At 56.9% G+C, this 20,397-nt stretch carries 16 protein-coding genes; 9 read left to right on the forward strand and 7 right to left on the reverse strand.

Translation table 11 applies throughout. The features are described 5' to 3' along the window. Positions 1-391: 391 nt before the first annotated feature. Positions 392-1,849 (reverse strand): oligosaccharide flippase family protein, encoded by a 1,458-nt coding sequence (locus FQB27_RS15315; RefSeq protein WP_169561946.1) that lies wholly within the window; start codon positions 1,847-1,849, stop codon positions 392-394. 85 nt (positions 1,850-1,934) lie between these two features. Here FQB27_RS15315 and FQB27_RS15320 point away from each other — a divergent pair, with 85 nt between their 5' ends. Genes FQB27_RS15320 through FQB27_RS15340 form a run of 5 tightly spaced genes read left to right on the forward strand, consistent with a single transcriptional unit; the run spans position 1,935 to position 6,529 of the window. Continuing rightward, entirely contained in the window at positions 1,935-2,477 is a 543-nt protein-coding gene (locus tag FQB27_RS15320) for a glycosyltransferase family protein (RefSeq protein ID WP_169561947.1), read from the forward strand. Next, positions 2,474-2,980, forward strand: a complete 507-nt coding sequence (locus FQB27_RS15325; protein WP_169561948.1) for a glycosyltransferase — start codon at positions 2,474-2,476, stop codon at positions 2,978-2,980. The genes FQB27_RS15320 and FQB27_RS15325 overlap by 4 nt, the downstream gene beginning before the upstream one ends. A gap of 1 nt (position 2,981) precedes the next feature. Beyond that, positions 2,982-4,223, forward strand: coding sequence for a glycosyltransferase (locus tag FQB27_RS15330; RefSeq protein WP_169561949.1), 1,242 nt, complete (start codon positions 2,982-2,984; stop codon positions 4,221-4,223). Then, on the forward strand, positions 4,224-5,543 hold the full coding sequence (locus FQB27_RS15335) for a hypothetical protein (RefSeq protein WP_169561950.1): 1,320 nt from the start codon (positions 4,224-4,226) through the stop codon (positions 5,541-5,543). It abuts the gene before it with no gap. 14 nt (positions 5,544-5,557) lie between these two features. Further along, positions 5,558-6,529: a glycosyltransferase family 2 protein gene (locus tag FQB27_RS15340; protein ID WP_169561951.1), complete on the forward strand. Its 972-nt coding sequence runs from the start codon at positions 5,558-5,560 to the stop codon at positions 6,527-6,529. On the opposite strand, the gene FQB27_RS15345 is transcribed toward FQB27_RS15340, so the two are convergent. Continuing rightward, positions 6,520-7,695: a glycosyltransferase gene (locus tag FQB27_RS15345; protein ID WP_169561952.1), complete on the reverse strand. Its 1,176-nt coding sequence runs from the start codon at positions 7,693-7,695 to the stop codon at positions 6,520-6,522. The two genes, FQB27_RS15340 and FQB27_RS15345, sit on opposite strands and share 10 nt — an antisense overlap. A gap of 205 nt (positions 7,696-7,900) precedes the next feature. Between FQB27_RS15345 and FQB27_RS15350 the strand changes: the two genes are divergently transcribed. Next, complete coding sequence (locus tag FQB27_RS15350) at positions 7,901-8,572, forward strand: class I SAM-dependent methyltransferase (protein ID WP_169561953.1); 672 nt, start codon at positions 7,901-7,903, stop codon at positions 8,570-8,572. An 85-nt stretch (positions 8,573-8,657) separates the two neighbouring features. Here the strand turns inward: FQB27_RS15350 and FQB27_RS16835 are convergent, their stop codons facing one another. Together FQB27_RS16835 and FQB27_RS15360 are read right to left on the reverse strand one after the other, a co-directional pair. After that, the gene (locus FQB27_RS16835) at positions 8,658-12,803 is read right to left on the reverse strand and encodes a LamG-like jellyroll fold domain-containing protein (RefSeq protein ID WP_169561954.1); all 4,146 of its coding nucleotides are present in this window, start codon (positions 12,801-12,803) and stop codon (positions 8,658-8,660) included. A gap of 759 nt (positions 12,804-13,562) precedes the next feature. Then, positions 13,563-14,423: a crotonase/enoyl-CoA hydratase family protein gene (locus FQB27_RS15360; protein WP_169561955.1), complete on the reverse strand. Its 861-nt coding sequence runs from the start codon at positions 14,421-14,423 to the stop codon at positions 13,563-13,565. Positions 14,424-14,617: 194 nt separating this feature from the next. Between FQB27_RS15360 and FQB27_RS15365 the strand changes: the two genes are divergently transcribed. Both FQB27_RS15365 and FQB27_RS15370 read left to right on the forward strand, forming a co-directional pair. Continuing rightward, entirely contained in the window at positions 14,618-14,959 is a 342-nt protein-coding gene (locus FQB27_RS15365; RefSeq protein WP_206374726.1) for a DOPA 4,5-dioxygenase family protein, read from the forward strand. Positions 14,960-14,969: 10 nt separating this feature from the next. Further along, a complete protein-coding gene (locus FQB27_RS15370) occupies positions 14,970-17,051 on the forward strand; it encodes a tetratricopeptide repeat protein (RefSeq protein ID WP_169561956.1) in 2,082 nt (693 codons plus the stop codon). 11 nt (positions 17,052-17,062) lie between these two features. Here the strand turns inward: FQB27_RS15370 and FQB27_RS15375 are convergent, their stop codons facing one another. The 3 genes from FQB27_RS15375 to FQB27_RS15385 all read right to left on the reverse strand — a co-directional run bounded on the left by FQB27_RS15375 (position 17,063) and on the right by FQB27_RS15385 (position 19,480). Then, positions 17,063-17,392 carry a GcrA family cell cycle regulator gene (locus FQB27_RS15375; RefSeq protein ID WP_169561957.1) on the reverse strand — a complete coding sequence of 110 codons (330 nt, stop codon included), beginning with the start codon at positions 17,390-17,392 and terminating at the stop codon, positions 17,063-17,065. Between the two features lie 119 nt (positions 17,393-17,511). Then, the gene (locus FQB27_RS15380) at positions 17,512-18,774 is read right to left on the reverse strand and encodes a PQQ-dependent sugar dehydrogenase (protein WP_169561958.1); all 1,263 of its coding nucleotides are present in this window, start codon (positions 18,772-18,774) and stop codon (positions 17,512-17,514) included. A 4-nt stretch (positions 18,775-18,778) separates the two neighbouring features. Next, on the reverse strand, positions 18,779-19,480 hold the full coding sequence (locus FQB27_RS15385) for a hypothetical protein (protein ID WP_169561959.1): 702 nt from the start codon (positions 19,478-19,480) through the stop codon (positions 18,779-18,781). Positions 19,481-19,635: 155 nt separating this feature from the next. Between FQB27_RS15385 and FQB27_RS15390 the strand changes: the two genes are divergently transcribed. After that, positions 19,636-20,397, forward strand: coding sequence for an SDR family oxidoreductase (locus tag FQB27_RS15390; protein ID WP_169561960.1), 762 nt, complete (start codon positions 19,636-19,638; stop codon positions 20,395-20,397).

The following is a 20,397-nucleotide window of genomic DNA, read 5'->3' on the forward strand; positions in this document are numbered from 1 at the left end:
CCGTTTCCCCAAATTTTCCAGTTCATGCGCGTCACCAGCTTTCCCTATGCCTGTGGCTTGAGTCAGAAATGAACGGAGTGGCTTTGAACGCACCTTTCCCTCAAGCGTTCCTGCATTTTGAATTTTCTTTCGGTTTCTGCCGGGGAGGTCATCAGCCAAAAAGCAACACGGTTAAATGAATTTGGCCCCCTGTTCCCGAACAGTGGTAATCCTGAAAACCCGGCATACTGTCGCCAACGCTACGAACGGACCTAATTGATTAAGTATATAATTTTTATACTTATTTAAGTATTTTTTAATATATTGCATCCTCACACCGATTTCCAACAAACTGTAAAATTTCACGGCTTTTTTAATGTGGCGAGATCGGCCTCCGCCCCTCTGTTCAGCCTCAGTCTGTTGAATTTTCAAGCAACTTTCGTTTCACAAGGCCCCACACCTCGGGCTGCATCCGCATGAGGATCAAAAAGTTGACCAGGATCAGAACCAGCCCCACCAGAATCGCAACCCCCAGATTGACCCAATCCGCATTGGCCTGAAAAACCGGGCTCTGGCTCCAATACTGGCCCAGAAAGCAAAGCCCCAGAATGACCGAGCAGGTAAAGGTCAGGATGCCGGAGAAAAAGCCTGCAATCGGCCGAACGGCCACCATCAGGATCAACATGGCCAGAAATTCCGACAACACCGCCGCAAAAAAGACCGAGGTCAGTGACCCCGTGGACAGGGCCGTCACCCACGAGACCCCTACCCCCACCACCCGGATCAGGTTGGCCTGTGCGATACTGCGGGTGCGGCCATGGGCCAGAATGACAATGGTCGGTGGAATGCGGCCAATCCGAAACCCGTAATGCGCCCCCAGAAGAATGATCAGCAGGGCCGGCGCTTCATAGGCATCGCCGAACACAAAAGTAATCATGGAGGAGGAGGAAAGGGCAAACACCGCCACAAACCCGATCGCCAGCGAAAAGGTGATGGAGGATATCAGCCAATAGTCCCGCGCCAGCATTGAAGGTTTATCCAGAATACGGGAGAAATGGGGCACCCCGATGGACTGCCCCAATCGGCTGAGAACCGCCGCCGGTGTCCAGGACAGCATGAATGCGACGGAATAGACCCCGGCCAGCGCGGCGCCAAACTCCCGCACAACAATCACCCTCTCCCCCTGCAGGACCGCGAACATCAAGGCCGCATCCATCCACAGGGGAATGATATAGCTGCTGAGCTCCCGGAACTTGTCCGCATTGACCAATATCCGGTATTTCTCCCCGGCGACCAGATGGGATGTCAGGCAGTAAAGGCCCGCGTTCAGCACCGACAGCAACAGAAGGGTGCGGTAATCCTCAACAAAATAGAGGACGGGAAAAGCCGCCAGCAGCGTGATCACCTGCGGAATGGTCTGGCAGGCAACAAAGGATTTATAATTGAAATTCCGTTGTTCCACCCACAGGCTGTAATTGGACAGGGCCCGCAATAACGGAACGATACCAATTGCCTGAAAAGCCCAGCTATAGGCCCCCATTTTCATAAAATCGGCGATCAGGCCGCCAAAAAGCCCCAGCAGGATTGCCGTGATAACCCCCCGCATGACAGCAACCCCATGGGCGATGCCCAGCCATTCTTCCATATTCTTGTCCTGCTTGCGGGTCAGAAACCGCCCCACATCCAGTCCGGCAAGAATTTCAACGAAGCTGGCCGCCATGGCAATGGCCGCGGCAATACCAAAGTCGGAAGGGTCAATGGCCCGAGCCACCACAAGGTTCCTGAGAAACCCGCATATCTGGAAAACCCCCTCCCCCCCCAGCAGAAGCAAGGTGCCATTTTTCAACCGTTTGAAGTGAATGCCTTCCAATTAGACTTTCCTAATCTATAGTTATTATCTGGTAGCAGGATTGATGAACACCTTCCATTACAAAAACTTGTTACAAGGACCATAAATGTCCAACAATAAAGAAGCAGGAAACCGCAATCGTCTGAAACCACTTCGTATTCTGGCCATATCATCTGCCGGGGGACACTGGGTTCAACTACAACGGTTACGATCCGCATGGGACGGTTGCCATGTGGCCTATGTCACGTCCAAGGCCGAGTATGAACCTGACGTCATGGAGGATGCCCGGCGGCGGGAACAACGCCCTCCCCGGTTCTATAAAATCATTGAGGCCAACCGCTGGAAGAAAGCCGATCTGATCAGGCAATGCGCGCAAATTCTGGCGATCCTGATCCGGGAAAGGCCCCATGTGATTGTCACCACCGGCGCGGCCCCCGGCTTTTTTGCCCTGCTTCTTGGGAAAATCCTGCGATCCCGCACCATCTGGATCGACAGCATCGCCAACGCAGAGGAAATGTCCCTCTCCGGCCAGAAGGCAAAATCCTTTGCCGACCTGTGGCTGACACAATGGGAGCACCTGTCCGGCGGCTCAGGCGGCGGCGCGTCGCCCGATCGGGACAAACCGGATTACAAGGGGGCCGTCCTATGATCTTCCTGACCGTTGGCCATGAACGTTCCTTCGACCGCCTTGCCCATGCCCTTGACGACTGGTGCCGGGCCAACCCCGCCATCCCCGCCTTTGGCCAGTTGGCCGCCCTGGGGCCGGACGGCTATCGCCCCACCGCCTATGACTGGCAGGAATTCCTGAGTCCCGCAGAGTTTACCCGGCATTTTGAACAGGCCAGTCTGGTCGTGGCCCATGCGGGGATGGGGACCATTATCACCGCGCTCAGCCTTTCAAAGCCCTTGGTCATTGTGCCCCGGCGCGGCCATTTACGGGAAACCCGCAACGATCACCAGATGGCAACGGCCCGGCATTTCGGACGCAAACCCGGCCTTTTTGTTGCAGAAGACGATCAGGCCCTCACCGCCACGCTGGACGGGATCATAGCCCGCCCACCAGGGGGGAACATGCAGAAAATCGGCGATTTTGCCGACCCTGCCCTGATAGAGTCCCTCCGCCATTTCATTCATGCGGGAAGGGGGCGGTGACATGGAGCTTTCCTGCGAACAGGCCCCCGCCCAGATCCTGAAACAGGATTTTGATGGCGTGATCTGTTTTGGCGGTGTGGATTGGTGGTACCACAACCGGGGGCACTATGATCTGCAGATGATGCGGGAGTTTAGCCGCTCCCACCCGGTTCTCTATATCAACTCAATCGGTATGCGCGCGCCCAAAATGTCGGAAGGCAGCATGTTCCTGACCCGTGTATGGCGCAAACTGAAAAGCATCGGCAACGGCCTTGTGACCATTCGCCCCGGTTTTACCGTGTTCAGCCCCCTGACCCTGCCCGGCGGCGGAAAAAGCGGGCTGGGACGGTGGCTTGCCCGCACCGCCCTTCGCCTGCAGGTCAAATATGCCGCGCGGCGGTGCGGCATTCATTCCCCGCTTGTCTGGGTCGCCTGCCCCCCCGCCGCAAGCATTGCTCCGTCCCTCAGGCCTGTCTTTCAGGTTTATCAGCGAACCGACCGTTTCGAGAATTATGCCGGGGTTGATCCGGAGCGTATCCGGGGCTTTGACCATCAGTTGAAAGACCGTTCCGATCTTGTGCTTTTTTGTGCCCGCGAATTGTTCGAGGCGGAAAAGAAAGACTGTCACAAGGCGGGTTTTGTCGATCATGGTGTGGATTTCGACCTGTTTCAGGCTGCCGGACAGGCTAGCACCCCCACCCGGCCTGACCCTGCCGATCTGGCATCCATCAGCCACCCCCGTGTCGGCTTTATCGGCGGCATTGATGCCCACACCTTCGACCCAACCCTTTTTACCGAGGTCGCGAAATTCCTGCCGGATATCCAGTTCGTGATGGTCGGTGCCTGCTCCCTGCCGGACGGCTGGTGCCCGCTCCCCAACGTCCATTTCCTCGGCCAGCGCCCCTATGATCAGGTGGCGCGCTATATGGCGGCCTGTGATGTGTTGATCATGCCCTGGAACACCAGCGAGTGGATCAGGGCCTGCAACCCCGTCAAGATGAAGGAATATCTGGCGGTTGGTCGGCCCGTGGTCAGTACATGGTTCCCCGAAGTGGACCATTTCCGCGACCATATTGCCATCGCCCGAACGGCCCCCGATTTTGCAAACGCCATTCGTCTTGCCCTTGATCATCCGGGCGAGGCCGCGGCCCGGCGCGATCGGGTGCGGGATCATTCGTGGTCCTCCAAGGCCGCACAGGTTGCCCGGTTGATCCGGGAAACAGTGGACAACCGCCCTGCCAATGGGCCGGAAAGCGAGGCCTGAATGCTGGCCTATACCGCCCTTGTTTCCGTCGCGTTCAGTGTCCTTGCCCTGTTTGTCCGGCCCGGTATGGGGCTTGGGCTGGTGGTGGCGGCCACGCTTGTCTGGCCGGAATATCTTCGCATCAGCATGGGCGTGGCGGAAATGTCCGCCCCCCGGCTTGTCGCCCTGACCCTTTTCATTCGCTATTTCATCAACGGGCGCGCCCTGTCGACACGCTTTCTGCCGGTTGACTATCTGGTTCTGGCAAGCTGGTTCTGGGGGATCTTTGCCGCCGCCATGGCCGGGGGCGAACCAACCCCTCTTCGCATGGTCGGGGCCGGGCTGGATACGGTCCTGATCTATTTCGTGGCCCGCTGGTCCATCGGCAATGCACAGGACCTAAAGGCCATGACCCTGCCCCTGCTGCTGACCGCCTTTTTCATGTGCGCCATGGGTGTCCTTGAATCCACCACCTACTACTCCCCCTATCAGGCGCTGGAACAATTCCGCAGTTGGGAGGGGATCGGCCAGACCTATGAGTTTCGGCTGGGCTTCCTGCGTGCCAAGGCCAGCACCTCGGTATCCATCTTTTTCGGCATGGCCATGATGCTGGTCGCAGCCATGTTGTGGTCTGTCCGCGATGTGGTGCGCTCAAGATTTCTGGCACTGGCAGGGGTTGCCGCGTCCTTTGTTGCCGCCTTCACCTCCCTGTCCAGCGGTCCGTGGATCGGCTGCGCCACCCTGATTTTCTTCAACAGTTTCTACAAGAGAACATCGCTGATCAAGCCCGCCCTGTGGGCGCTGGCCTGCTTCGCGCTGCTGATCGAGATTGCCTCGGACCGGCATTTCTATCACATGATCAATTATCTTGGCCTCAGCGGCGGCACCGCCTGGTACAGAACCCGCCTTCTGGAGGTGATGCTCAACCATCTCAATGAATACTGGCTGTTTGGCATGGGCGGGAAAAGCACGGATCACTGGATTGCCGAAATCGGCGGACAGGCGTCGCTGGATATCGTCAATCATTTCCTTGTGCTGGCCTTTTTCAGCGGCCTGATGGCCATGTTCCTCTATCTCGCGGCTCAGGTCTTTGCGATCCGCCTTGCCGTCAAGGCCTTCCGCTCCACCTCCCACACCAAAAGCCGCAAACTGATTTTCGGCTTCGCCGCCGGTCTGGTCGCCCTGAATGTCACCAGCCTGTCCGTGGGACTGTTCGGCCCACCCCTCATTCTCAGCAATATCCTGCTGGGGGCGTCGGTGACCGTCTTCGCCATCTTCGTCAAGGCAGGACAGCATGAAACCGCCACCACAAAGGCAGCAACCCGACCACAATCAGGATAAAGGAGGCACCGACCATGACCCCGGAAAAGGCGACACCCGATTTGTCCATCATCATCATCAGCTATAACACCTGTGACCTGACGCTGGACTGCCTGCGTTCCGTGTTTCGGCAAACCCTTGAATACACATTTGAAATCATCCTTCTCGACAACCAGTCAACCGATGGGTCTGCCGATGCGATCGAGGCGGAATTCGGGGACAGGATTACCCTGATCCGGTCAGACCGCAATCTGGGCTTTGCTGGCGGCAACAATGAAGCCGCCCGTCTGGCCACCGGGCGCTACCTCCTTCTTCTCAACCCCGACACGGTTGTTCTGGACCGGGCCATCGACAAGCTGATGAATTATGCTGCTGCCACCCCGGATGCCCGCATCTGGGGGGGACGCACCCTGTTTCCCGACGGGCAACTGAACATGAGTTCCTGCTGGTCGCGGCAATCCCTTTGGGCGCTGCTGTGTCAGGCGTTGGGGCTGACCGCCCTGTTTTTCCATTCCACCCTGTTCAACCCGGAACGAATTGGCGGCTGGAACCGGGAAGGGGAGCGGGAAGTGGATATCGTATCCGGCTGTTTCCTGCTGCTGGAACGCGCCTTCTGGGAAGAATTGGGCGGCTTTGATCCGGCCTTTTTCATGTATGGAGAAGAAGCAGACCTGTGCCTTCGGGCCCGCCAGAAAGGGGCCCGCCCCCGCGTCACCTCGGAAGCCACCATTGTCCATATCGGCGGCGCGTCCGAGAATAACCCGCCGGACAAGCTCATTCGCCTAACCCGGTCCAAGGGACTGCTGATCGCCCGGCATTTTCCGAAATCCACCCAAAAACCCGGCTTGTTCCTGCTGTCCATGTGGCCGCTGTCCCGCATCTGGCTGCACAAACTGGCCTCGTTCCTTGGGCGGCGGGCCTCGTCGGAAAAATCCCGGGTCTGGGCGGAAGTCTGGAAACGGCGGGCGGAATGGAAAATTGATCCGGCCCGCTTGCCTCAATCGTGATCGTCCGTGACCTGATCCACCACGGTCAGAAACTCGCGGGTGAAATGATCCCAGTTCAGGTCTGTCTCAAAAAAATGCCGGGCCTGACGGGACATCCTGAACAAGGTTTCCTTGTCCTCCCAAAGCGCCAGAATTCGGTCTGCATATTGCTCCGGCGAGGCATCCTCCGGCATCAGGACCCCGGTCTTCCCATCCTTGATCACGCTGCCAACCCCGCCAATATCCGGCGCCACAGATGGGGTCGCGTAGGCGGCCGCCTCCGCATAGACCACACCAAACGCCTCGGCCCGGGTGGGCAATACAAAGAAAGAAGCCTCGCCAAATACCCGGTCGAACAGGCGCCGCTCTGACGCCTCGTCCTTGTTGATATCCTCAAGCACGGTAATCTGGCTGCTGTCCGGTATTTTCGGGTCCCGGCAACCGACAATGGTCAGTTCCGCGTTCAGCCCCGCTGCCCGGAGACAGGCGAACACCTCCAGCAGGAAATCGCCGCCCTTCCGGTTCCAGTCCCGCCCGACAAACAAGATCCTGCAGGTGCCGCCAAACTTGCGGGCAAGGTCCCTTTCCGACAGGGCCGGAACCTTTTCGATGTTGGGCCCCTGCAGGATGGTATGCACCTTTGCCGGATTGGCCCGGTAATCACGCACAACCGAATCCGACGCCCAACGGGAAGTACAGACCACCGCAGCCGCCTTGTCGATAACGGCTTTCTCGATGTCCTCCCCCTGCTTTTCAAGCCATTTCCAAAGCCCGCTAAATTCGGGATAGAACCCGACCACCGCGGCAAAGGTGGCATCCGTCATATGGATGATGGGCACGTCTGTCGTGACCCCCGCCAGTTCAATGGAGGCGGCCACGCCAACGACAATCGCCGGCTCTACCCTCTCGATCTCGCGCTGAACCTCCGCCCCGATCCGCCGTGCATAAAACCGGGACCGGGTCAGATTGACCCCTGTCTTCCCGGTCAGGGCCGCAAGGCGCCGGACCACTTTCGAGACCAGCCGGAACCAGCCAAGCGACGTGGGGCGGCACACATGCACCGGCCCGCCCACATGCTTTTCCAGATGGAGCCAGAAATAATGCGGCGTTCCCGACCAGTGGCGCGCCGTTGTTGGATCATATTTCGATACAAACAGGATTTTGTCAGGGGCAAGAGGTCGGTTCACCCGACACTGTTCCGTTTGCAGTGCTTTCCGTTGGTTCATTGCTGACCCCGCTTTGGTTCCGGGAAACAGGCAGTACGCAACGTGAAAAACAATCAACGACACAGGCTGCATCACGCACTTCAGTTTGGTTAATTAGATAAGTGAGATATATTATTCAAGGACTGTATTGGAACCACTTAACAATAACCAACGGCGAGACCCCGCAATGATAGCCAACGGCTCCCAGAAACTGAAAAACCCCCCCTCCCTTCAGGAGACCCCAGAATATTTCGGACATCTGCGATCCGATGTTCTGGCCCATGTCCCCGATGCCCTTTCCAGCGCGCTCAGCATTGGGTGCGGGCAAGGCCGGACCGAACGCGAACTGGTTGAAAAGGGCTGCCGCGTTGTCGGTATCGAACCGTCACAGGAAGCGGCCAGCCGGGCCAGCCTGAACGGCATCGATGTCATCGTGGATACGGCGGAAAACGGGGTAAAAAAATTACAGGGGCAACAGTTTGACTGCCTGATTCTGTCCGATGTCCTGGAGCATCTGGTCGATCCCGAGGCAACATTGGCGCAATGCCTGCCGCTGCTTCGCCCCGGCGGCAGGATCATCATCAGCATCCCGAATTTCCGGCATTACTCGGTCTTTCACGCGCTGTTTCTGAAAGGTGTGGTTCCCGACCGGGATGCCGGTATTTTCGACCGCACCCATCTTCGCATTACCACCCGCAAGCTGGTGGAACGCTGGTACGGCACCCACCTGATCACTGCATCACCGCCGGACTACCAGTTCAGCGGCCGGTTGGAGCGGGGCCTTGCCACCCTCTGTTTCGGGCTGATGAACGAGTTTCTCGCCCGGCAGGTCATCGTCAGTGGCACCAAAACCAGATAAGACACACCGCACAATAAAAAATGGCCCCCCTCTTGCGAGGGAGACCATCTCTGTTAGTCGATCATCAAAGTTGATGAGCGGGTCTTTAGAAGCTGAAGTCTGAGTGATCCAGATCCTTCAGGTTGACCCCGACCAGTTCCACTTCCATATCCGCGATCTGGTCACCGTCCAGATCGATGGACAGGATGTCTGTGGCGTCATCGAAGCGGGCCTGTGTCTGCTCAAGACCCAGATCCATTTCCAGCAGGTCATCATACTGGTCCACAAACTCGGTGCGGTCGAAGGTGTTGTCCGCCGCCTGGCTCATGTCTACAGCCTGATCAAGGATGCTGACATCGGCAACCTCACCGTCCAGCGGCATGGCCCAGAGAGTTGACCCCGCTGTTACATCCCAGCCACCGGAGCTTCCGATATCCACAGAGGCACCAGAGCCCTTATAGATATTTTCACCGTCCAGCCAGACTTCCAGCGTTCCCGCTGACTTGTCCAGAACAACCTGTGTGTCGTGCCAGCCGGTTTCCTTCAGAACATCCTGCAACACGGTGGTCTTGGTTGTTCCGTCGGTCTGGCGCAGGGTGATTTCCAGATCGTTGTTGTTGACCACAATGCCATACTGCAAGTGGTTCCAGAGCAACGCCTGGGCACCGCCCCCAAGGGTGTTCAGATCGAACGTCACGCTCAGGGTCATGTCATCCAGGTTAAAGAACCCCGGATCCCGTCCCAGATTGATCGTGCCGTCACCAAGGGCATTCGCGGCAGATTCCAGCAGCTCGGTCTTGCTCAGGTGTGACATGTCCGGTGCATAGAACTGCTGATCACCAATAAAGTTGAAGCTGTTCTTCACAAGGCCATCCAGATGGATTTTCTCGTTTGCACTGATCGCGTTGAAATCCATGATCTTGTCACGGCCAGCCCCAACCGGAGAGTCCTGCTCGCTGGAGAAGACAAATGTGTCTGCCCCTGTGCCACCGGTCAGGATATCCCGACCAAGACCACCGTTCAGGATATCGGCACCGGCACCACCGTTCAGGTTGTCGTTGCCGGCGAACCCGCGGATCACATCCGCACCGTCCGTACCCACAATGGTGTTGTTGCCACTGTCACCGGTCAGGCCATCCTTGTCCGCAACCAGAATTCCAACATCCGCACCGGCGTCATAGCCCGGCTTCGGTTCGAACAGCATCGGATCATCAGACGTGAAGTTCAGATCGCCTGTGAACAGGTCATCATAGTGAATGCCGCCAATACCGTCATTCTTGGTAATGATGTTGCCATTGATAACCGCACCCGGAGCATTGCCCATCAGCAAGGCGTTGGTGATGTTGTCATAGATTTCGGCATTGGTCGCATTGTCCACCTTGATCCATGTGTCACGGTTTGTATCCGTGTGCGAGATGACCGTGTTGTTGTTCAGCTGCAACCCGTCCACACCGGAAATGGTGATCCCGTGATAGGCGGACTGATAAACAACGTTGTTCTCGATAACAAAGTTCTTGTTGGTATAAGGCGATGTTGCCGTAATAAAGATACCCTGTACCGGATCACCGCCTGACTGCGCCATGAAGTTGTTGCTGATGGTCACATTCTCGGAGTTCTGATCCGCACCAACCAGCCAGAACTGGATATAGTCCGGGTGATCTTCGCCAATCGGATAGAAATCCGCAAAGTTGTTGCCATCAATCAGCACATCCTGAACCCCGACGAAGTTCAACCCGTCAGACTGGATATCATGCAGATCGTTGCCGGAAACATTCAGGCCATTGACCGTATCGAACAGCGCACCGCGTGTGGTGTTGTAGAATTCACTGTTGGTCACGGAAATGTTGTCACTGTGATCCGCGAACAAACCGATCATACCAGCATTCTGCTGACCTGCGCCCCCGAAGAAGTCACAGTTGTCGAACGAGATGCCATCCGCATTCTTGGTCCGGACGATATACATGTTCCAGAAGGTCTCGCCGATGCTGTCCGCACGGAAGTCGATGCCTTCAAAACTCAGGTTGCTGGACCCTTCGATATTCACATTGGCCATACGGGCCGGGTTTGCCGGGTCCGCAGACATGATCGTGATTTCCTGTGCCGGATTGATCCCCTTCAGGGACAGCCCGACATAGTCACCGGCTTTCAGCATGATCGTCGCGCCAGCATTGGCGGATGTCAGAGCTGCCAGCAATTCGGCTTTTGACGATACATAGATCACATCGCCGCCATTGCCCGGCTCTGTCGGATCAGTCGGTTCCACCGGATCAACCGGATCGACAGGGTCAACGGGATCGACCGGATCAACCGGGTCGACGGGATCAACCGGATCGACCGGATCAACAGGGTCAACCGGATCAGTCGGCTCAACCGGATCGGTTGTATTACCGCCATCGCTGTCGCCTTCTGCCGCATCCAGTTCTTCCATACGGTCAACCAGTGACTGGCTGCCATCAATATCGGCGGCGTCATCCAGAATGGACACGTCGGCAATCTCGCCCTGGAATTCCTGTCCCCACGGGGTCCCGCCTGCGGTCACATCCCAATGGGACGGATCGGAGAAATCAAGACCATTGCTGGAGCCGGAATAGACGCTCTGTCCATCCACAAAGAATTCAACCGTGCCTTCATCGCCGTTCAGGACAACCTGCACATCGTGCCAGCCAGCTGTGTCAAACACATCGGCAACACTGATATAGCGCAGGGTACCGTCCGTCTGACGCAGGGCCACCTGAAGGTCGTTCCCATTGATGTTGATGCCATACTGCATGTGGTTCCACAGCAGGGACTGCTTGGGGCCTGTCAGGCTGTCCATGCAGAAGGTCACGCTCAAGGTCGCATTCTTCATGCCAAACATGGACGGGTCCCGGCCAAGATTGACCACACCGGCACCGAACTGGTCGGCAGCCTTTTCAAGCTGGTCGATCTCGCTTTCGGTCGGACCGGACGGGTCCGTCGGGTCGGTCGGTTCAACCGGATCAACCGGATCAACCGGGTCGACGGGGTCAACCGGATCGACAGGATCAACCGGGTCCACAGGGTCGGTCGGCTCTTCCGTGCCACCAAAAGGTGTTTCCAGTTTGATGCTGGTATCCTTTTCATCCATGTCGTACATGCGTTCGACAAGGCTTTGTGATCCATCCACATCGACAGCGTCATGAATGATGGAAATATCGGCGATGTCACCGTGGAATTCATCACCCCACAGGGTTGAACCCGCCGTTACATCCCAGTGTTTCGGGCCGGACAGTTCAAGACCTTTCGCGCTGCCGCTATACACAGATTCGCCATCAACGAAAAATTCGAGACTATTGGCTTCCTTGTCGAATACCACCTGCACGTCGTGCCAGCCGGATTCCTGGAAAACATCGCGAACGGTGATCCGCTGCAACTGGCCATTGGCCTTGCGGAAGGCAATCTGCAGGTCGTCATCGTTGACAACAATGCCATACTGCATGTGGTTCCACAGAAGGGTCTGCTTGCCGCCGTCCAGACTGTCCAGCGAGAAGGTCGCGCTCAGGGTCAGCTTGTCAGACCCGAACAGGGACGGGTCGCGGCCCAGATTGACCATGCCATCGCCAAAGTCAGCCACAGCGTTGGCCAGATATTCCTCATCGGACAGGGTCGGCGCTGTCGGGTCGGTTGTACCCGTACCGGTATCGCCTGTATCCGGAACCAGAGACGGGTCAATCTTCGCCGCTGTGTCTGTTTCATCCAGCGCAAACATGCGCTCATCAATGGTTGAATTCGCGTCGATTTCAACGGCTTCATCCAGAATGGAAACGTCCGCGATCTGGCCGTCCAGTTCACCGCCCCAAGGCGTACCACCAGCGGTCACATCCCAATGGCTGGGAGCGCTCAGTTCATAGTTGCTGGAATCGCCCTGATAGACAACGGCGCCATCGGCAACAATTTTCAGGGTGTTGCTGGCACCGTCATTGATGATCTGAACATCATGCCAGCCTGCTTCGGTATAAACACCCGGAACAGAAATATAGTCCAAAGAACCATCAGCCGTCCGAATGGCGATTTTCAAACCGTCATTCTGAACTTCAATGCTGTATTGCATATGGTTCCAGAGAAGAGCCTGATTTCCACCGTTCAAGCTGTTCAGCTCGAACGTGACACTCAAGGTGAAGTCCTGCATTCCAAACAGGGAGGCATCACGGCCCAGATTTACAACACCTTTTCCGAAATGGGTGGCAGATTGATTAAAAAGTTCATTAACAGAATTCGAGATTGCAGAACTCATTCGATTTTCTCTCCAGATTGCGGGCACCGAAATTGCGGGCCCGCGAGGTACATCAACTAGCAAGGAGAAGAAATTAGGAACAACTCATAAATAAAAGGTTACCAGCCACAAAAATATTAAATATAAAATTGCAATAAAAAAGAAATCAAACTACTGATTAAACTACAAAAAGTTGTACACACTCAAAAAGGAAACAAAATACATTAACTTTTTGAATGCCAAAATTTACAAATTGCAAAATTATACCATCGCGAAAAGCTAGCATCGCAATCTTTACTCTAAAACTATTGACGCTTTATTTCGTCACTACAGTAATAGAGAAAGATTACCCGCGCACTGTTCGCACCCCCTAATTTAAAGGGAGCTACTTTTCCTTACCTCTTACATTCAAGAGGTGCTAATATGGATGTGGACGATCTGCCGGTCGGCCTTAATCCGACTAGCTGGCTGAAACCATGTTTTTATGAAGAGTCCCCTCTCCTATCTGATTGGGCAATAAATAGACCCGCATACAATACTTCGTATCCGGGGCGCCATCCGGGAACACCGCTCGGCTCTTTCGCTATTGTGCCGATGCCGTGTGTTCCTTTCGACGCAGCCTATTCTCCAAAAAAACATGGCGCTAATTGGGCATATTAGGGAAAAACGGGGGATTCTCGGTCATCTTTTTGTGACATTTTCCGAATATGTGACATAAGGCGCCAAATCACACAACCACACCACATGCTGATTACATAATATGACGCCTTCATCTGATCCCTACTCGAATTCAGGCTCTTGCCACCACGGATAATAAGGCGGCATGTCGCTGGAGGGCTTCATGGTGAATCGGGCCGGGCGTTTTTCAAGGAAGGCCGTCACCCCTTCCTTCACATCCGGGCTTTGCCCCATATGGTAAATGCCCCGGCTATCCACCTTGTGGGCCTCCATGGGGTGATCCGCCCCCAGCATGCGCCACATCATCTGACGACTGAGCGCCACGGAAACCGCAGAAGTTTCTGAAATAAAGCTCCGCGCCAACTCCCGAGCCGCCACCATCAGGTCTTCCGGTTCATGCAGGGACTTGACCAGTCCGCCCTCTTTCGCCTCGGAAGCGGGGAACACCCGACCGGAATAAACCCATTCCAGCGCCTGTGAAATTCCGACAACCCTTGGCAGGAACCAGCTACTGCAGGCTTCGGGTACAATCCCCCGGCGGGAGAAAACAAACCCGATCCGCGCCTGTGTCGAGGCAATCCGCACATCCATGGGCAGGGTCATGGTCGCTCCGATCCCGACGGCGGCCCCGTTGATGGCGCCAATAATGGGTTTCTTGCACTGGAACATGCGCAAGGTTACCTGACCGCCGCCATCGCGGTGCACTTTGGTCTCGGCCGTGACGCCCTGGGCGTCATAATCGAATGTTTCCTTCCCCTTGCCAAGATCGGCTCCGGCGCAAAAGGCACGGCCCGCGCCGGTCACGATGATGGCCCGAACGGAATCGTCCTCATCGGCCCGGTCATAGGCATCAATCAATTCATCCCGCATGATCGAGGTGAATGCGTTCATATTGTCCGGCCGGTTCAACGTAATGACCAGAATACCGTCTTCTACTTCATAGGTTATGTGCTGATAGGACATCAGGGCGCTCCTTTTTTCTTATTTGTTCTGAAGGGCCTGATCCCAAACAGGCCCTTTTCCTCACCTGTGGGAAAAGAGTAGAAGCAAAACCTGAAAAAGTCACCCTTCAACGATTAACAAAGCCCCCCTGCTCGTCCTATACTTGTCAGGCATCAGCAGAAGAAAGCCGACCCGCAGAAATCAAGGACTGTATCGTGAGCACCCCCATCTCCAATATCGAAGGCTACCACGCCCATATCTACTACACCCCGGAAACCCGCAGACAGGCCGAGAAAATCCGCGAGATCATGGGCAGCAAATTCGAGGTCATTCTGGGGCGCTGGCATGACAAACCGGTCGGCCCTCACCCGATTTCCATGTATCAGGTCGCCTTCTCCATCGCCGAATTTGAACGGCTTGTGCCGTGGCTGATGCTGAACCACAAGGATCTGGATGTCCTGATCCATCCACTGACCGGGAACGACCTCGCCGATCATTCAGACTTCGCCCTGTGGCTCGGCAACAAACAGCCCCTCGACCTGTCCCGTCTGGTCTGACGATAGTCCCATGGCCGCCGGAACAGGGAATAAGGACAAACGGTTCCTTTCCAGTTTCAGGATCGCACCCGCCTGCCTTGGCGTGATGCTGTTCGTTGCGCCCTCTCTTACATCGGCCGCCCCTCCATCCCAACCGCAAGAGGACGCGCTGTTTGACCTGCCCGCCATTTCGGCCCAGCTTCGAAAAATTGTTCCCCTGATCAGGGCAGGACATCATGCACGGGCGGAAACGGCCCTGACGCATCTTCTCAGGCGGTATCCGTGGCATGGGGAAAGCCATTACATGCTGGCCTCCCTCCATGCCCGGAACGGACGGATGGAGGACGCCCTCGCCGCTTTGGAACAGGCCGTGGCGGTCGGTTTCCCGGCAGGAAAGTTGATCCCGGAGGACCCGGCCTTTGCCCCCCTTGAAAAGAACGAACGGTTTCAGGCCCTGCTGGCGGCCACACCATCCGACAAGAAGGCCGCCGCCCGGTTCAGCAAACCAACAGACGCCCTGCCCCTTGCCGGCGGACGGGCCCCTGTAACGGCAAAGAACACCTATTGGGACCCCCGGCTTGGGATGCTTCGCACCGTGTTCCGGCAAGCGGACAAATCTGGCTTTCCCCATGAGGTCCGCACCGACGGCAGCCCGGTCGCCCAAACGCTTAACACATGGTTTGCCGAGGGCAGGGCCGCCGGAAATATTGGGGACCTTTATGACAACCGGGACCGGGGGCATTCCACCCTGTCCCAAAAGGACTTCCCGCAACTGTCCTTCCTGTCCCACGATCCTGCAATCCAACAGCGCAACATGGATTACGGGCTGAACACTTCCATCCTGTTCAACGCGCCAACCATCGGCAATTCCTCAACTGCGGTGACGGGCGGCAGCGTCTGGCGCAGCCTGCCGCGCCTTGCCTACACCACCGAGGGCATTCCCCGCCTGTTGAACATCCAATATCTGGCCAATCACCTGTATATCTATCCTGCGGTGCAGGATTACAGCCGGAAATACGGCGATATCCTGACGGCGAACACGCCCTACCTTCTGGCCACCGAGGGGAAATCCGGTTCGGACCTGCCCTTCCTGAAAGCGATCGTCAGCATCCTTGCCGCCTTCCAACCCGCCGAGAAACAAGAGCTGATCCGGACGGCCCGCCTCATTCCTGCGGTGCAGATGATCTTTCGCCTGGGCCAGCGCACGGTTGTCGGTGAACAGGATTACCTGACCGGCAAGGCCCATCCCCCGGTTTTTCAGGCTGCCAATCTGGATGTCATGAAAATGATTCTGCTGGCCAATCGCCTGAAGGCCCGCGACGTTCCGCACGCAGTCCAGCTTGAGGTCCTGTCAGAAAACCGGCCGGCCCCCGGCATCGATGGTTTCACCACGGACCTGACCGAAAAACTGTTCGACAGCCATGCCGCCATCGGACGGGTCATCCGCTACACGGACCGGGACAAGACACTTCACGTCACGGCGCGCTCCCCCGCCCTGCCCGGCGGCGATGCCCCCTACCGGTATCGCTGGGTTGTTCTGCAAGGGAACCCGAACCTGATCCGCATCACCCCGGAGGGCGAGGCAGGACAATCCGCCCGCATCACCGTTTCATGGCAGGACAGCATCCGGCCTGCGTCCGGCCCGCTCGACCGATCAAACCGGGTGGATATCGGGGTTTTTGCTGACAATGGAAAGCATATCTCCGCCCCATCCTTCATAACGTTTCTCTATCCGCCCGAGCAGACCAGACGCTATGACGAATCGGGAAATCTTGTGTGGCTGGATCATACGGAAAAGGGACAGGCCGGGGCATATGCCGATCCACGCCTGTTTCCCCGCCGGAACTGGCAGGACCGCTATCGCTATGATGATCAGGGGAGATTACTGGGCTGGGACCGAACCACCGGGGGCCAGACGGCCGCCTATACAAGATTCGGAACCATCGTAACGGAAAAGGATGCGGCGGGCCGCCCCACCCGGTCAGAGAAAATCGGCTATCTGTATACCCCCGGACAGGGGGGACGCATGAACGTGCAGATCAAACGCCTTGGCGAATTTGTGCGTCACACATATGACAGCGCCTCGGACCAGTTGGGAACACTGGTCCGGTAGGTCTGCTGATCTTAGCTGTTGTCTTTCGACTGATAGGCCATGTTGCAGTGTTTCAGACAATAGGGCTTGCTGGGAACCGCTTCATCCCCACAAAAATGGAAATCCTGTTCCCCCGGATGCCCGATCGGCCACTGGCAGGCCCGATGCGCCGGCACCACTTTCTTCTTTGGCTTTGGCGCTGCTGCCGCAGTGGTGGTTTTGGTGGAAAGACCAAGACGGTTCGCCTTGCCAATCACCGCATTCCGCGTCACGCCGCCCAGTTCATCCGCAATCTCCGCAGCGGTTTTCCCGCTTCCCCAGAGTTTTCTCAATTTCTCGATGCGTTCTTCGGTCCAACTCATATTTGGTCTCTTCCAGGCGAATGATCCTAAAATGTCTTTGTTTTCACCGCCCTTTCGGGGCAATGACGATGGCTTCATCATATATCGCCAGCGGGAACAAGAGTCTACCTCAATCCGAATCAGAGGGCCGACGGATCATAGGAAATCCGCCAGATTGTCTGGCTGACATCATCCGCCACCAGCAAGGCCCCGTCCCGCCCGAAGGCCAAGCCCGCCGGACGCCCCCACGCTTTGGGCGGACTGCCCTCCCCAACCCGGAACCCGACCGCAAAATTGATATAGGCCCCGCTCGGGCGGCCATCCTCAAACGGAACCCGTACAATCTTGTAGCCTCGCGGGTCCGCCGCATTCCATGATCCGTGCAGGGCGACATAGGCATCTTTTCGGTACGCCTCGGGAAAGCCGCTCTCCGGCCCGAAGGCCAGCCCAAGCGGCGCGGAATGAGACCGGAACAGCACATCGGGGATAACCGTCCGGGCCACCTTGTCCGGGGACCGGTCGCCGTAATCCGGGTCGGGATTCGCGCCGATATAGGCATAGGGCCAGCCATAGAATGCCCCTTGCCGCACATGGGTCAGGAAGTCGGGCACCAGTTCATCGCCAAACCCGTCCCGCTCGTTCACAACCGTATAAAGATCCCCCGTCCCCGGATAAAAGGCGATTCCTACAGGGTTCCGGAGCCCCTCGGCAAAGGTGGTCATGTTTCCGCTGGCAAGGCCCAACCTCTGGATTGAGGCACGGGGCAAGGGCTCTTCGGCCACATTGCCGCGACTGCCGACGGAAATATAAAGGGCGTTTTCCGCCCTGTTAAAGGCGAGATTGCGGGTCCAGTGCCCCCGGCCATCCCCAAGGGAGCCTTTCGGCGTCACCGTTTCAACGGGGCCTGCAGGCACCATATCCCCAAGTTTCAGGGGAACCCGGCGGACCTGCGTGGCCTCGCCGATATAGAGCCAATCACCCACCACTGCCATGCCGTGGGGCCGGTCCAGATTGGCAAGAAAGGTCTCTTTTATCTCGGCCTGTCCGTCGCCGTCCGCGTCCCGCAGCAGGCGGATCGCCCCGCGCCTCGGTTCGGCCAGCAGCACATCACCGTTTTCCAGCACCTCAAGCCAGCGGGCATGGTCAAGATCGTCCCGAAAGGCATTGACCCGGAACCCGGGCGGCAGGTCCAGCGTGCCATGGGCACCGCCTTTATATTTTCTGACACTGTTCGCAACCGAGGGGGTTTCATAAGGCGCCGGCAGGTCGCCCGGCGAAATACGGATTTCCGCCCCGACCACATCCGTATCCCGTGTCGCCAATGCCGACGCCCAAACCGGCCCCGGCATCCCCATGACAAGAACCCCGATCAGCAACAGAACGTTCTTCGGGGTCTTTTTCATGATCCTATCCTTTTTTCTGGCGATAAACGCGAATGGCCACCGATGCAAAATACAGGAAAAACGCCATGGCCACATAGGCCTCCTGGGTTTCACTGACCCGCAGGTTGAAAGGATAGGGGATATTCTGCCCCCCGATCAACCGGTCCGGCAGCTTGATCAGACCGATGAACAGCGACACCGGCAAACAAATCCATGTGGGCCAGAACAGGGCCTGCCAACTGCCCTCAGGATAGACGATGCCCCTCCGCTTTCGGATGATCGGCAGAATCACGCCGCCAATGATCGCGGACAATTCCACAATCAGCCTTGGTTTCTGGTCCAGCCACGAGGACATGTTGTGGAAGTTGGTTTCGCCCTGATCGTTGAGCGCCTTGAACCCTTCAGGCGTTTCCCAACCGAACCAGTGCTGTCCCCAACTTGCTTCCTCGCCCGCAAAATAAAGACAGGCCAGCCCCAGCATCCCGTACCAGAACGGCATCCAGCGCGCCGGCAGATAGCGGCGGTTTGCAACCAGATAGAGGGACAGGAAAATTGCCGGGATCAGGATGACCACGGTGATATTTTCAACAATCCCCAGTTCGCCGCTAAAATGAGTGTTGGCAAATTCAGGGGAAATCGCCCGAACAATCAACTGAACGATCAACAATACGGGAACCAGCCACAGCCACAGCCATGCCGGAAGTTCGTGGGACGATGTCTTGTTCATAGCAGCGTAATCAACCATTCCATTCAGCAAACGGGGCCAGAAAGGCCCGGTTCTGTATATTATCTTGAGTCATAGTTCGAGAGAAGTAGACTGACACTGTTTAATAATAACAAGAATGCCTGACAAGCCCAGCGCGCAGGCGAACAGGGGGAATTATGGGAAGAGTAAGCGGAAAAGTCGCACTTGTTACCGGCGGGGGCAGTGGTCTTGGCCGGGCCACATCCATCATGCTGGCCCGTGAAGGCGCCCGTGTTGTCGTGACAGATATCAACGAGGCCGGCGCCCAAGAGACAGCTGCCATGATCGGCGAGGGCGCCCTTGCCCTGCAGCATGATGTGACCGACGAGCAGCGCTGGCAGGACGTGCTGGCGGAGACAAAAGCCACCTTTGGCGGCCTGAATATCCTTGTCAACAACGCGGGAATTGGCGACGGGTCAGACGTGGAGCATACTGATTTCGCCACATGGAAACGGGTCCATGCCATTGATCTCGACTCGGTCTTCCTCGGCTGTAAATATGCCATTTCCTATATGGAGGAGACAGAGGGGCTTGGCTCCATCGTCAATATTTCGTCCATTGCCGGCATTATCGCGGGGCATAACATGGCGGCCTATAATTCCGCCAAGGCCGGGGTCCGGCATCTCAGCAAATCCGTTGCCCTGCATTGCGCGCGCAAGAAGAACGGCATTCGCTGCAATTCCGTCCATCCCACCTTCGTCAAGACACCCATTCTGGACGATATCCTGAAACAGGCGGGACGCGAGGAAGGCTACGCCAAGCTGGCCCGGCAAATCCCCATCGGCCATCTAGGTGAACCGGACGATATCGCCTATGGCATCCTCTATCTTGCCTCGGACGAATCCCGCTTCATGACCGGGGCGGAACTGGTCCTTGATGGCGGCATCAGCGCCATGTAA

The organism is Sneathiella chinensis, from assembly GCF_012720115.1.
GTDB classification, from domain to species: domain Bacteria; phylum Pseudomonadota; class Alphaproteobacteria; order Sneathiellales; family Sneathiellaceae; genus Sneathiella; species Sneathiella chinensis.

Coding starts and splice junctions, on each gene's coding strand:
- FQB27_RS15320 (WP_169561947.1), top strand. CDS start 1,935: ATGTCCAACAATAAAGAAGCAGGAAACCGCAATCGTCTGAAACCACTT.
- FQB27_RS15325 (WP_169561948.1), top strand. CDS start 2,474: ATGATCTTCCTGACCGTTGGCCATGAACGTTCCTTCGACCGCCTTGCC.
- FQB27_RS15330 (WP_169561949.1), top strand. CDS start 2,982: ATGGAGCTTTCCTGCGAACAGGCCCCCGCCCAGATCCTGAAACAGGAT.
- FQB27_RS15335 (WP_169561950.1), top strand. CDS start 4,224: ATGCTGGCCTATACCGCCCTTGTTTCCGTCGCGTTCAGTGTCCTTGCC.
- FQB27_RS15340 (WP_169561951.1), top strand. CDS start 5,558: ATGACCCCGGAAAAGGCGACACCCGATTTGTCCATCATCATCATCAGC.
- FQB27_RS15350 (WP_169561953.1), top strand. CDS start 7,901: ATGATAGCCAACGGCTCCCAGAAACTGAAAAACCCCCCCTCCCTTCAG.
- FQB27_RS16835 (WP_169561954.1), bottom strand. CDS start 12,803: ATGAGTTCTGCAATCTCGAATTCTGTTAATGAACTTTTTAATCAATCT.
- FQB27_RS15360 (WP_169561955.1), bottom strand. CDS start 14,423: ATGTCCTATCAGCACATAACCTATGAAGTAGAAGACGGTATTCTGGTC.
- FQB27_RS15370 (WP_169561956.1), top strand. CDS start 14,970: ATGGCCGCCGGAACAGGGAATAAGGACAAACGGTTCCTTTCCAGTTTC.
- FQB27_RS15375 (WP_169561957.1), bottom strand. CDS start 17,392: ATGAGTTGGACCGAAGAACGCATCGAGAAATTGAGAAAACTCTGGGGA.
- FQB27_RS15380 (WP_169561958.1), bottom strand. CDS start 18,774: ATGAAAAAGACCCCGAAGAACGTTCTGTTGCTGATCGGGGTTCTTGTC.
- FQB27_RS15385 (WP_169561959.1), bottom strand. CDS start 19,480: ATGAACAAGACATCGTCCCACGAACTTCCGGCATGGCTGTGGCTGTGG.
- FQB27_RS15390 (WP_169561960.1), top strand. CDS start 19,636: ATGGGAAGAGTAAGCGGAAAAGTCGCACTTGTTACCGGCGGGGGCAGT.